The sequence below is a fragment of the Ancylomarina euxina genome, from assembly GCF_003863355.1.
Classification (GTDB): domain Bacteria; phylum Bacteroidota; class Bacteroidia; order Bacteroidales; family Marinifilaceae; genus Ancylomarina; species Ancylomarina euxinus.
This window is the reverse complement of sequence record NZ_QQWG01000010.1, coordinates 15,731-29,664: the sequence shown is the minus strand read 5'-3', so window position 1 is coordinate 29,664 and position 13,934 is coordinate 15,731. Positions and strand designations below refer to the sequence as shown.

Below are 13,934 nucleotides of genomic sequence, written 5' to 3'. Positions count from 1 at the left end.
GTTAAGTCAAATAAAAACCTTTTATTGGAATCAGAATTGCCTTATGTGTATGTTCACAACAACAGTAGTAGGGCTTTCCCTAACTACTCTCAAACTATTTTATAAGCTCGTTATCTCGCACAGGTCACTCTATCTACCAAATAGATAATAGACTGATAGGGAACACCGCCACTATTACTTAAGCCAATTTCACAAGTTCTACTGTTTGAGTAACCAGCAACAACTTTGCTTTCATTCAATACAGGTCGCAACTTACGAAGGGCATATTTATTGATCTCCGGGAAATTAAATCCACGATCTCCTGCAAAACCACAACAACCAACTTCACCAGGCATAACCACTTGCTGAGCACAGGCTTCGGCAACGGTTCTCAATTGTGGAGTTAATCCCATTTTTGTGGTTGTACAGGTTGCATGAATGGCAACTACTTCATTCACCTTATCGAATGATAGTTTGTCCATCAAAAATTCGTGAATAAATTCAACAGGTTCGTAAAGTTTTAGCTTTTCGTCCATCACGCGTCGCATACGATAAAGGCAAGGTGAAGTATCACAAAGTATCGGATATTTCCCTCCTTCGGATGCTTTACCTAATGCCGCCTCCAATTCAGAAGATTTCTGATCGGCATGCTTCATAAATCCTTTACTCTCCCATGGTGTGCCACAACACAAAGAGCTCATCTTTTCAGGAAAAATCACTTCATAACCCGCTTTCTCCAATAAATTTTGCGTGACGATATGCAGGGGTTGTTTGTAAGGATCTCCCTTGGCTGGCCCCATCGTCTGGGCAATACAAGAAGGGAAATACACCACCTTCAAAGGATTTTCTTTATTTATGGGATGAGGAGTTGGAGCATTGGCTCCTTTAGGCATTGCAGCAGTCCAAAGTGGAATCGTATTGCCACTCAGAGTTCTAAAACCTCCAGCCACAGCTCCCAATAGGGTTGTGCCCATTACCGTATGAACTCCATTTACAAAATTAAGACTGCCACGAATAACAGGACCAATTTTATGCATATTATCGGCAGCCATTTTACTGTACTTTTGAGCTTTATCACCAGCCATATCTAGTGATCTCAAATATTTAATGTATTTTCCAGTATCAATTCCTACAGGACAAGACGTCGCACATAAACCATCACCCGCACAAGTTTGCTCGCCCAAATAAACGAAACCCTTTTTCAATTTGTTTAAACGTTCATTATCTTCGCCAGACATTTCCAAACGCCTAATCTCTCGTTGCACAACAGTGCGTTGACGTGCAGAAAGCGAATAACCTGCCGTTAAACAATTCACTTCACAAAAACCACACTCAATACAGGTATCGACAATCTCATGTACAGGGGCAAGTGTCTTAAAATTCTTGATGTAACAATCTGGATCATCATTAAGAATAACACCAGGGTTCAATAAATTTTTGGGATCGAACAGCTGTTTAATATCTTTCATCAACTGAAAGGCTTCTTCGCCCCATTCGTGCTTGACAAAAGGTGCCATATTCCGTCCCGTGCCGTGCTCAGCCTTCAACGAACCATCGTACTTATCAACAACTAAGTAGTCGACCTCAGCCATAAATTTTTTATATTGCTCGAGCTCTTCAGGCTTGTCGAAATTCTGGTTGAATATAAAATGAAAGTTGCCTTCCAGAGCATGTCCATAAATCACACCATCCTTATAACCATGCCTGGCAATCAGGTCTTGCAGATCTGCAGTGGCTTGAGGTAAATCCTCAAGATGAAAAGCAACATCTTCGATAATACAAGTGGTCCCTTTTTCACGTAAGCCCCCAACCGCAGGAAATACCCCTTTTCGGATGTTCCAGTACTTGGAATACTCCTCTGGTTTATCGGTAAATTCAATAGGACGAACCGTTTTATAGCCCTTTAAGAGTAATTTAATTTCATTGATGTTATCATCAAGATCTTCTTTACTATCAGCCAATGTTTCAACAAGAATGGCAGTCACACCATCAGGAAAATCTTTGATGAAAGGAGGAATACCATCAGCATTTTCAACAGAACGCAAAGCAATTCTATCAAGCATTTCAGCGCCATGCACCGGTCCAAGCCTCATGCTTAAAACCGATTTACATGCACTGACAATATCATGAAAATAAATCATGGCACTGGCCTTATATTTAGGATTGACAACCGTTTTCATTGTCAACTCCGACATAAAAGCCAGCGTTCCTTCTGAACCCACCATTAAATTCACAATAATTTGAAAGGGATCAAAATAATCGATAAAAGGATTAATACTAAGTCCAGTCGTATTCTTTATACTGTATTTGTAACGAATGCGATCTGCCAAAGTCTGATTGGCACGCACGCTATCTCGCATCTCTTCAATCTTCTGAATAAAAGAAGCATGTGTTTTCATGAAGTTCTTTTTGCTTTCATAAGATCCCGTGTCGAGCACGGTTCCGTCAGCAAAAATCAAACGTGCAGAAAGAATTGTTTTATACGAATTCTCATGAGTTCCACAATTCATCCCCGAGGCATTGTTCATCACGATTCCCCCAATCATAGCAGAATTGATAGAAGCAGGATCGGGCCCTAACTTACGACCGTAAGGAGCCAGAATTTGATTGACACGAGCACCAACAATACCAGGTTGCATGCGAATCTCTTCTCCATTTTTAAGAACATCAAACCCTTCCCAATTTTTTCCGGCAATAATAAGTATTGAGTCAGTAATTGCCTGTCCTGCGAGACTTGTTCCCGCAGCCCTAAAAGTGACAGGCAATTCATATTTATTGGCTAAGAGCAATGCCTTTTGCACTTCATGATCATTCATAGCCCGTACAACGATCTGAGGAATTAAGCGATAAAAACCGGCATCGGTTCCATAAGCTAAATTTCTAATTTCATCTGTATACAAGCGCGAAGATTCAATCGTTGATTTTATTTCATCGTAAAACTTCTTATAATTTCCTTTCAACATAGTTTCGTATTTTAGTATAATTCCAATCTTAGATTAAGCCTAAATCAATCATGAAATGAAGCTCATCAATAAACTGATAATGGTATAGCAATCGGTCCTTAGAATTTTGGAGCCGAACCAAATATTCAAATTCTATATCCAGCGTTTCTTTACAATGGCATTGGGTTAAAACCTAAACTGATCAAAACCACAATAATAAACATGATAAGCAGATAATAGATGAAAGCAGGAATTGCATTTCGTCGTATAATGATTCCTTCGGCTCCTACGCAGCCCACTGTTGCACAAACAGCAACAACATTGTTAACACAAATCATATTTCCAAGTGCGGCACCACTGGTTTGTGCTGCAACAATTAATACCTCCGGAATATGAAGAATGGAAGCTGTTTCGAATTGCAGAGAAGCAAATAATAAATTGGATACCGTTGCAGAACCTGACATAAAAGAGCCCAGAATACCAACAATAGGTGATATCACAGGATAAGCTGCACCCGACAAATCAGCAATCGAATTGGCCATAACCGTCAACATACTCTCCAATCCAGCCCCATTGGTTCCCGACTTCAACATCAACTGGACCATGGCAACTCCGGCAAGCAAAGCAATTGCAGCACCATTGATTTGCTTAAAGGTCGTCTTCCAGGACGATAAAATTTCCTTGGTCTTCATGCGATACATCACATTGGTAATTAAAGCAACCAATATAAAAGGAATCGTTCCTGGAAGGTATGCCCATTTCAAAACATAATTTAAGTCTGCGATACCCAACACATTAGATATAGTTAAAGTTTGAGAAGCAAGAAAAGATTTCAATCCCAATGCAGGAATACGCGTCACAACCAATATAATGGCAATTAACGCGTATGGCATCCAGGCTTTAAAAAGCCCCATTTTATTTTCAGTTGGCTCCTGTATGGTTTCATTAGACATCCATGATTTTTCCCATTCAGATTTTATTGGAAAATCCCATTTCTTTTTAGGAACAAGAAAACCTCTTTTTGCTGCAAAAATTACAATCCCTAAACCGATGAATCCACCTAAAAGAGAAGGTAAATCTGGACCTAAAGTCGCTGCAATTAAAACATAAGGTACTACAAAAACCAAACCTGCAAAGATTGCAAATGGCGCAGCAGCCAAAGCTGGTTTTATTGATTTCTCTTTTCCAAAGAAACGTGTCAATATGATAAGTCCTAATAGAGGAATAAAAATTCCAACCATAGCATTGGGTATGGCAACCCACTTGGTCAACATCAACTTAAAACCTTCAATGTTTGCACCCACACCTGAGAGGTTTTCGCTAAGGGTAGCCATGGCTCCACCACTAATGGGTGTTCCCACCGCACCAAAAGGAACGGGTACTGAATTGTAAATTAAAGCAACCATAGCTGCAGCCAAAGGAGGGAAACCCAAGCCAACTAAAAGGGGGCCAGCCAAAGCTGCGGGAGTTCCAAAACCTGCCGCACCTTCTATAAAGGCTCCAAACATAAAACCAATGATAATTGCCTGTATGCGTCTATCCGTTGTTATACCATTGAAACCGTTATTAATGGCAGCCATGGCACCCGATATCTTCATGGTATTCAGTATCAAAATGGCACCGAAAATAATGATGAGAATATCAAATGCCTTTAAGAATCCAAAAAAGGAATAACCCAGAACATGATGAAGATCAATTTTCCAAACTCCAAGAGCTATGGTTATAGCCACTAATAATGATAAAGGCAGGGCCTTTTTTGCACCCCAGTTAAAACCAACCATTAAGATGATGGTTAGTAGAATTGGGGAAAATGCAAGTATTGCGTTCATAAGTTAAATTTTAGGTCGTGATTATTATAGGTTAGTAATATGATATATTAAGACTTCAATTCACTATTGCTATCGCTTATTGGGGCATCATTATCATGCGGATGTATTGTTGTAAATCCTGCTTGCATGATACCATCCAAAGCAGCAAGTTTGTGCTTCAAATCGGCTAAATCTTTATTCGTTTCCATCTTATTTACATTGAATTCCATAAGGCTTATTTTTTATTAGTGTTACTCAACAACAACCAAGTGCTTTTCGATAAATTCGGTAAGATGCATAACCTTTACCGCTTTATTTTGATGCATTAAACCTCCATTAATCTGCATCACACAGCCAGGGCAATCAGTAACCAGAATATCGGCTTGAGTCGCGTCAATATTTTCAATTTTCTTATTCAATATGCCATTCGAAATACTTGAAAAGTCAAGCGAATAAGTTCCTCCAAATCCACAGCAAACATTACTATCGGTAAGGGGAATAAATTGTTTCCCAAGAACCGTTGAAAGAAACGCCTCTGCAGAATAATCCAGTGATCTGGAATCGTGACAAGGCGTATGATAGGTTACCGTATTTTGCCCCAGCAGCTTGAACTTAATGTTATTGTCTTCCAAAAACTTTCCAACTGGCGTTACCATGCTTCCTAATTGAGAAGCCTTTTTGTATCGATCAGGATCTTCTTTTGTGAAATCCAAGAACTCATGTTTAATCGCTCCTCCACAGGTTGGACAAAGAACCAATAGGGCTTCATAGTCAGCAGCATCATTAAGATTATCTAAGGTGTTATAGATCATTGTTTTGGCATTGTCAGGATCTCCGGAAGCAATTGAAGGAATACCACAACAAGCTGCCGTTTTAGGAATATCGACCTGAATACCGCTCTTTTGAAGCAACTTGACCATAGCCAATCCCATTTCAGGATAGAAATACTCAATGGCACAACCAGGGTAAAAGAAAACTTTACGTTGTGAAGAAAACTGATCATAGCCGTCCTTGAAAAAGCGCTTACTAAAGGTTTTGGAAGCCAATGCAGGAAATTTTCTAAAATCCATTTCCTTAGGCAACATGGGAACTGTCTTGATTATTTTTTCCTGATTCAACTTATGGGTCGAGGTTAATGGGAATTGGAAACTTGCGCCCAGACTTAAAAGGGATTTCATTCTTTTGGGTTTGGCAACCACAGTTTTAAACACCTTCTCTTTAATGGGATTAATCCCATACTTTTTACCTACAACGAGTTTTAAATCCGAAATCAAACTTTGAAGGTCTATGCCTGAAGGGCAATTGAAAGAACAGGCTCTACATCCAATACACATTTTAAGAATGTCTTTGGCAGCTTCATCGCCTTGATAAAGCGCTGTTAGAATCAGACCTATTGAGCCAATATACCTGTCTCCATAAACATGACCTCCAACCATTTCGTAAGCAGGACAAATATTGGCACAGCTACCACAACGAATACATTTTAAAGCTTCCTTGAATTTAGGATGTTCAAAAAAGGCCAGTCGCCCATTGTCAAGAAAGACATAATGCGTTTCTTTAATTCCGTCCTCGTTTTTATGAGATGGGACTCTACCCTTAATCCAAGTTGTATAGGAAGTTATGATTTGACCGGTTGCACTTTTAGGAAGAACACGAACAATATCCAGTGCTTGACTAAAATCATCGCAAAGCTTTTCGTAACCAACCAAAACAATATGCACAGGAGGCACAGTCGATGACAAGCGTGCATTTCCTTCATTGGTTATCAAACCAATAGTTCCTGTACTGGCAACTGCAACGTTTGCACCTGTCATACCAACACCTGATTTGAAATAAGATTCACGAAGAAATCGACGTGCAATCTCGACCATGGCTTTAATATTCTCAGAATCTACTTCTTCTCCCGTATAATCAGAAAATATTTTAGCAACCTGTTGTCGTGTTTTATGAATAGCAGGCATTACCATATGAGAAGGATGTTCATTTGCAATCTGCAGAATCCACTCGCCTAAATCAGTTTCAATAGGACTTAAACCTTCTTTCTCCAAATACTGATTCAACTGGATTTCTTCAGAAGTCATGGACTTGCTCTTTACCATATATTTTACGCCATGATCTTTCAAAACATCAGCTATATATCTACAGGCATCATCACCCGTATGGGCCTGAAATACTTTACAACCATGCTTCTCAACATTCTCTCTAAATAAGTTAAATTGTTGCATGACTTTATTCAAGTCACGATCTTTTAAATCATGAACTTTAGTTCTTAAGACTTGGAAATCCAAGCCTTTGTAAGCATTCACCTTTGATGCCTTATAGGCTGTAGCAAAACCCTTAAGGTTTTGATACAATACTTTATCGTTTAATTTCTCATCTATTTGGGTCTGTATTGTCATGGTGTCTGCTTATAAGTCGTTTAAAATAATAACTGTCATTTTCTTTGGCCCGTGTACACCAACAGTAAGTACTCGTTCAATGTCTGCTGTACGACTGGCTCCGGTTATAAACGCAACGTAGCCTCCACTTCCTGAGGTTCTTTCTTCGAGGAATTCGGCAACATCATGCATACTGCCAACCAGTTTACTTAAAGGGAAAATCACGTCAAGTTTCTCGGCAAGGCAGCTTGCTAATCGTAAATTCTCATTACAACTATCTATAACAACCGATCCTGTTTCTCCTATGGCGAAATCTGCTTCGATTAATGCTCTCCCTATGCCAGCTTCACCTGCACAACAATCTAGAGCTAAATCAAAACTGGGAACATGGATATATTCAAATTGGTCCTTATTAAACTCGTTTTGGAAATCGGCAATCTTCATGATACGGTTGTTATTTCCAACAAGGGCAGATTTTTCTAAAAACTGATCTAGTAATTTCATAGCGATCTTCATATTCTGGGGGTTAGTTTTTCTTTTTTGTTGTGACTTCACTAACCAATAGGAGTGCCAAAAACACACATGTATTATTATATAGAATCAATCTAATAAGTATAAGACTAGGCATCAGTACATTGCTATTCGAAAAGGTTTGCACAAAGATTAACTGACAGGGGTTTCAAAGCTGTTCAATTTTGAACACTATTAAAACTCCAGCTATCCATTCTGAACACTTGGTTATTTTTGAACAGTAAATAAAGGGCCATTCTAAAAAGAATTTAATAATCAATCTGACTATTAGTAGATAAAAAAACGAAGCGGTTTATTAATTATCGAGATAGAAAAGCACTACATTAATTTAGAGAGCATTTATTCCAACAGTTGTTCTTGTCAGTTATTAGGCTTCATAAAAACAGTATGAATGCGACGACATGAAGGCGTATTCTGCACGGCTAAGTTCCAAGGAATACCGAAAAGTAGAATTATAATGAATATTCATTATACAATACCACATCCCTCTGTCATACCATAGGTTAGTTTGAAATGATTCAATTAAAAAAGGGAATTGCAAATTCCTAACTCTCTAAGCCCAGATTACAAATCTGGGGCAGCAATGCGAAAAGTATGCATATTCGATTACGTTTAGGCGGGCTAACTGACTACATAAATATGTACAGGGCAAGTACAGACAGGATATTAATAAATTTAAGGTATAAAAAAACCTCCACGATATGGAGGCTTATGCAAACAGGTAAGTTGTTTTAGTTATTAGAGATCCTCAATGACATAAACCACGGTTTGATGATTCGTTGAAGAGAAACAAAGTTCATTATTATAAGAGTGAGCCGTATTACTTGAGATACCTCGAAACATATCAACAGCAGGCTTGTCACTCATCTGATCGTATTGTGAGATAGAAGAAAGAATTTTACTGGAAGGAAGAATAATATGCAGCGATTCAGCCAATAACATTGTCACCAAAACATCTGAATCTTCTGTATTAATAACCAATTTACCCGAATCGGCTATTCCAAAATCAGCCTCTAATATGGCATTTTTGGAATTACTAATATCAAAGGATGCTTTATTCAGATCAAAACTCTTCAATCGAATAAATTCAAACTGCACATTTTCTTGCTTAGCCGCTTCTGCGAAAAGGTTACTATCAACTTTCAAGGAATCGTGTCCTAAGTTTTTTGAATTCAAGAGAAATAAATCCAAAAGATTTTCATCTTGATTTACACCAATCGTTTTATTCACCTGTGTATCGGTTCTAAGTTCCATATCCGTTCAAATTTAAGTGAGACTTTGGCTTATTGGAAAACAAAAGAAGTGCCAAAGATCTATTTTTCAAATTTAAACAACTGAACAAAACACTAGAGCCTAGATAGATGATACTTACAGACTGATAGGACAATATAAAGCCTGGAATAAAAATGTTCAATTACGCACAGTAAAAGAATAGCTTGTTTCAAAAATGAACAGCCGTACCAAATTGAACACAAATAAAACCAATCCTTCATATGTAACTTACACATGCAAGATTGGCTTTAATATAAGTGATAGAATATGATCGTTCTTATTAGATCGTATAGAAACGCTATAGTTTATTCATTCGGCTCCGAAGAGCACTTCGCGTAATACATAAATAGTCTGCTGTTTTAGACTTATTGTTATCAAACTTTTTTAGGGCTTTTCGAACAATTTCCAACTCCAACTGCTCAATATCCAATTCGTCATCAGGTAAAACGATTTTACCGGGAACCAGTGCTAGTTCTGATGTCACAAAATCCGTGTCTTCAGCTTGCAGAAATCGCAAATGCTCAGGTTTTAGCTCAAGATCGTTAAACAGCAGTGTTGCCCTTTCGATGGAATTTTTTAGTTCTCTAATATTTCCGGGCCAATCGTATTCCTGTAATATTTTTTTTGCAGCCTTACTGATGAAACGAAATCGACGTCCACGCTTTTTTGAATACTGATCCAAAAAGACTTGTGTAAAGGATAAAATTGCCTCTTTACGCTCTCTCAATGGGGGAATATACAGTCTGCCAGTATTCAAACGATAATAGAGATCATTTCGAAACGTTTTTTCAGCCACCATTTGTTTCAGATTTCTATTGGTAGCGAAAATCACTCGAACATCCAGACTTATGGCTTTATTTCCTCCAACACGATACATCTCCTTTTGCTGTAATACGCGCAACAGTTTGGGTTGCATATCCAAAGGCATCTCTCCAATTTCATCCAGGAAAAGTGTACCTCCTTGTGCCAATTCCAATTTACCAATCTTCCCTTCTTTCCTTGCACCCGTAAAAGCACCCGGGTCGTATCCAAACAGTTCACTTTCGAACAAAGATGGGGATATAGCAGAACAGTTGATCGAAATAAAAGGCTGAAGCATATCACTTTCTTGCCCATAATGAACCAAACGAGCCATAACTTCTTTTCCAGTACCCGTTTCACCTTCAATCAAAACAGGGACTGATCTGTCCTCATGAAATTGTTCAGCCATTTTAACCACAGCTCGCATGGCATCAGAAAAAACACCTACTTTTCCAACACTGGTAATATCTCGTATTGTTGTTTCGTAGTAATTAATTCGTTCCGATTCTTCCTTTTTATCATTCGAAATCCTATTCTCAAAATTCTCTTTATAATTGCAACTTTCAGCTTTCAATCGAATACTCTCTGCAACACGCTCAATAAGAATGGCTAATTCCTCAACATTAACGGGCTTGAGCAAATAATCATAGGCATTGTTACGCAGAGCGTCCAGAGATGATTCCAGATCTCCAAAACCCGTCATAATGACCACTTCAATAGAAGATCCAGAGGGTAATCCCTTTATTCTTTTCAAAAGATCTAAACCTGAAATACCTGGCATTCTCATGTCGGAGATAACCATTTGATAATCGTCGTTTTTTAAACAAGACAAAGCATCATCTCCACTGTGGCAGAGTTTTATTTTGTAACCTAACTGCTCCTCAATAAATTCTGCAACTGCAGAGCCACTAGATATATCATCATCAACAATAAGAATTTTCATATGGTTATCGTATTATATTTTGCATATGGAGTGCTTTTTTAAACCATTCATCTAAGAACGAAAGATTTTACTCATAGAGATTCATCCTATTTAAAGTCGAAAATACAAATCTATTCTTAATCTTGTAATTTAAATCGCAGAATAAAACTGGCTCCCCCCTCTTCATTATTCTGGTTAGATATTTCACCTTGAAATCTATCAATAAATAATTTGACAATCGCCATACCTAAACCACTCCCCTTTCCTTTTCCTTTGGTCGTAAACAAAGGATCATATATTTTCTCACGAATAGAATCTTCAATACCTACACCATTATCATGAATTTCCAGAACACCATGAATGGAATCCTGATAAACAAGAAGTTTAATTTTCTTATTCGCCTTCTGAACTTCATCCAACGAATGCATGGCATTTACAATCAAATTCACAACAATTTGTTCGAACTGCACATAATTTGCACAAACCAAAACAGAAGCTTTAGGAAGCTCATCAACAAGTTCAATGCTATGATCGCAAACCTGACGCTTAACCAAAGCCAAAGATCTTCTCACACCTTCAACCATATCTATTGTCTCATTTAAAACCACATTGGGCTTATCATAGAAAGTTCTCATATGCTTGATGATCGCATCTATACGTGACGTTTCTTCCGAGATCGTATTGATTTTCCTGACAAACATTTCAGGCAATAAACCTGGATTTCTCTTTTGCCAAAACAACACACTATCTGCGGAAATTTTAATGGCATTTAATGGTTGATTAATTTCATGAGTGATACCTGCTGACAAAACCCCTATTGAGGCAAGGAGAGAGGATTCCTCCAACATTCTCATAGCTTCAACATTTTTCTGCTCTGCCTCAATTCTAGCATTCATTAAAGAATTACGTTCCCAGGCATTCGCTATCATATTGACCGTTGAAAAGAAAATACTAATTTCATCACGAGTCCATTTATGAACTTCATTTTGTGAAAAACCCATCAAGCCTACAACTTCATTCTCAACCATAACGGGCAAAAGAACAACGGCCTTAATATTTCTTTTTCTATAATATTCTTGCTCTATTTCATTTAAATTTGATAAATCTGTTGAAACAACACTAAGATTCATCTTCACACGACTAATGGCATTCTCTATTTCAGAAAAATAAAACCGATCAACATCCTTAATACGATCCCCCTTTGTTAAAATCCGACTATTAATTTTAACAGCAGCATTCGCTGAATCGTTGAAAGAATAAAGACTAACCCGTGCCACATCCATCTGATCAGTCATCAATTTTAAGACATCGTCCAAAACATTTTTAAAATCCTGCGAAGCATTTAAGAGGCGTCCAATTTTACCCAGTAAACGCTCATGCATCACCGATATCTTTAATCGTCCCTGTTCCTTCAATAAGGCTTTTTCGGCCTTAATCCTGCGTAATATCGCTCGTGAGAGAACAAGAATGATAATCGTTGCTAACAGGAGAATTACAAGTACAATATGAATCCATTCCTTATTATCACTATAAAAAGATTGAGGTTCATTAACGATATGCGTTTCAGCTGGAAGAATAGCTCTATTTATCCCAAACCGCCTAAGTTCTTTATAGTTTGCCACATACTCATCAAGTGGCTCGCGGTAAATCGGAATTGAGTCTGCAGGTGTTCCAGCAATGACCTTAAAAACCATTTTAGCAGCCATTCGCCCATGAAGCTTACCACTAACCACTTTGCCACCTAACACACCGTCGGATATAAAAAATGCCCAGGCAATATAAACAGGAACGCTGCTTTGAGGAACCAAAAGATCTAAATTGTCCTGAAAACTAATGAATTTCCCATTTTTGTCTTTATTGTAGGTCAGCAGCAAAATTGAAGTGTCACCCTTTACTTTTTGTATGTTTCCAACCAACTCGTCAATACTTTGATCCTCATAATAAGTAAAATCCAGCCTTTTCTTGTATTTCGTTTCAAGATCAAGCATCAATAGTTTATTCAACCTGGCTGTAGTCGTTTTGTTATCATTGATAACAAGAAGATGTTTGGTATTGGGTCTGGTACTTAAGACCAAATCGACAATACCTTCCAAATCCACAGCTTCAGCAATACCGGTAATATTACTCAAACCCGCAATCAATTCATCCTTAAAATGATTAATCCCACAAAAGATGATAGGCGTATTTTGGAAGTATTTTTCTCGATGATCTTTAACAAAAGACAAGGCATTGTTATCTGAGACAATAATGGCATCGTACTTTTCCTTTTGAAGTTTTAGGTCGTAGAGTTCAATCACCTTATTGAGATACTCCAGAGACGGATTCCTCTTAGTATCAAGATATTCATAATCTAACTCATACTGATTCCCTATAGAATCCATAACTTCCTGAATACCCGAATTTACATTATCAGTCCATTGCAAGCCTTGATGATAGGAATGCAAGACAAGAACCTTTTTTCGTTCAGAAGAAAAAGATTGAAGAGATAAAAATAGGAAGCAGCATAAGGCGATATAGTTTATCAACTTCATATATGAAATTTTAGGTTGGGGACAATTAGACCGCTAAATTTAGACTTATGATATTGTAATCCCACTCCAATTGGTGATTATTTATAAATAATTCCAATGATAATAGGTTATTTTAAGAGGTTCTAAATATAAATACAAGGTCAATCGGTATTAACACTAAAATTAATAGTGCTTCAACAAGAACATTTAATAAACGGGTGCTATTTCAGACTGATGCTCTCAATTTCCAGTCTAAAAGCTTCGGCCCTTTTATTAGCGATCAAAAAAGCTATTTCACACATGTTTTCTCCCGGATAATTGGGCATATTCAATATGCGCCCTCTAAAGCGAGGATACATGTCTTCGAAATTAATCTCAATAGATTCCCACTCTCCAGCTGTCTGAAAATCTTTCACAAATGAGTGAGCATGATTCAAATCAGACTTCAGTCTAAATTGATAAGCTTTACCATCACCTTTTAGTTTCAGAATCACCTTCTTATATTTGGTCACATCCAGACTTTCAAAACGATAACGTACAGAAGAAAAGCCGCCATTGTTTTCTAAGGAGACTTGTCCTGAAAACACACCATTACCTTCTGAATTAAGAGCAAAATCGGCTTCAGATCGTCCGCCCATAACCACATCATTAACGACTGTCCAATTAGAAATTTCACTTTCTTTATTAAAATAGAAAAGAGTAAAATCATTCACCATCATCATACAAATTATAAGCGTTAAAGTTTTCATCTTCTGAAATTAAACATTTCCTTTCAGATTCTAAGACGATTT

The 13,934-nt window shown here is 37.7% G+C and carries 9 protein-coding genes; all 9 read right to left on the bottom strand.

The window, feature by feature from the left end:
• Positions 1–110 precede the first annotated feature (110 nt).
• The 9 genes from DWB61_RS10895 to DWB61_RS10860 all read right to left on the bottom strand — a co-directional run bounded on the left by DWB61_RS10895 (position 111) and on the right by DWB61_RS10860 (position 13,892).
• A complete protein-coding gene (locus tag DWB61_RS10895) occupies positions 111–2,942 on the bottom strand; it encodes an FAD-binding and (Fe-S)-binding domain-containing protein (RefSeq protein WP_125030940.1) in 2,832 nt (943 codons plus the stop codon).
• A 149-nt stretch (positions 2,943–3,091) separates the two neighbouring features.
• Positions 3,092–4,750, bottom strand: a complete 1,659-nt coding sequence (locus DWB61_RS10890; protein WP_125030939.1) for an L-lactate permease — start codon at positions 4,748–4,750, stop codon at positions 3,092–3,094.
• 47 nt (positions 4,751–4,797) lie between these two features.
• Entirely contained in the window at positions 4,798–4,959 is a 162-nt protein-coding gene (locus DWB61_RS17680) for a hypothetical protein (RefSeq protein WP_156190239.1), read from the bottom strand.
• Between the two features lie 21 nt (positions 4,960–4,980).
• The gene (gene ldhH / locus DWB61_RS10885; protein WP_125030938.1) at positions 4,981–7,128 is read right to left on the bottom strand and encodes an L-lactate dehydrogenase (quinone) large subunit LdhH; all 2,148 of its coding nucleotides are present in this window, start codon (positions 7,126–7,128) and stop codon (positions 4,981–4,983) included.
• Between the two features lie 9 nt (positions 7,129–7,137).
• Positions 7,138–7,623: a LutC/YkgG family protein gene (locus DWB61_RS10880; protein WP_125030937.1), complete on the bottom strand. Its 486-nt coding sequence runs from the start codon at positions 7,621–7,623 to the stop codon at positions 7,138–7,140.
• A 753-nt stretch (positions 7,624–8,376) separates the two neighbouring features.
• Complete coding sequence (locus DWB61_RS10875; RefSeq protein ID WP_125030936.1) at positions 8,377–8,892, bottom strand: hypothetical protein; 516 nt, start codon at positions 8,890–8,892, stop codon at positions 8,377–8,379.
• Positions 8,893–9,208: 316 nt separating this feature from the next.
• Entirely contained in the window at positions 9,209–10,654 is a 1,446-nt protein-coding gene (locus DWB61_RS10870) for a sigma-54-dependent transcriptional regulator (RefSeq protein WP_125030935.1), read from the bottom strand.
• A gap of 116 nt (positions 10,655–10,770) precedes the next feature.
• Positions 10,771–13,164, bottom strand: a complete 2,394-nt coding sequence (locus tag DWB61_RS10865; RefSeq protein ID WP_125030934.1) for an ABC transporter substrate binding protein — start codon at positions 13,162–13,164, stop codon at positions 10,771–10,773.
• Between the two features lie 200 nt (positions 13,165–13,364).
• Entirely contained in the window at positions 13,365–13,892 is a 528-nt protein-coding gene (locus DWB61_RS10860) for a CIA30 family protein (protein ID WP_125030933.1), read from the bottom strand.
• Positions 13,893–13,934: the final 42 nt, after the last annotated feature.

Coding starts and splice junctions, on each gene's coding strand:
- DWB61_RS10895 (WP_125030940.1), bottom strand. CDS start 2,942: ATGTTGAAAGGAAATTATAAGAAGTTTTACGATGAAATAAAATCAACG.
- DWB61_RS10890 (WP_125030939.1), bottom strand. CDS start 4,750: ATGAACGCAATACTTGCATTTTCCCCAATTCTACTAACCATCATCTTA.
- DWB61_RS17680 (WP_156190239.1), bottom strand. CDS start 4,959: ATGGAATTCAATGTAAATAAGATGGAAACGAATAAAGATTTAGCCGAT.
- ldhH (WP_125030938.1), bottom strand. CDS start 7,128: ATGACAATACAGACCCAAATAGATGAGAAATTAAACGATAAAGTATTG.
- DWB61_RS10880 (WP_125030937.1), bottom strand. CDS start 7,623: ATGAAGATCGCTATGAAATTACTAGATCAGTTTTTAGAAAAATCTGCC.
- DWB61_RS10875 (WP_125030936.1), bottom strand. CDS start 8,892: ATGGAACTTAGAACCGATACACAGGTGAATAAAACGATTGGTGTAAAT.
- DWB61_RS10870 (WP_125030935.1), bottom strand. CDS start 10,654: ATGAAAATTCTTATTGTTGATGATGATATATCTAGTGGCTCTGCAGTT.
- DWB61_RS10865 (WP_125030934.1), bottom strand. CDS start 13,164: ATGAAGTTGATAAACTATATCGCCTTATGCTGCTTCCTATTTTTATCT.
- DWB61_RS10860 (WP_125030933.1), bottom strand. CDS start 13,892: ATGAAAACTTTAACGCTTATAATTTGTATGATGATGGTGAATGATTTT.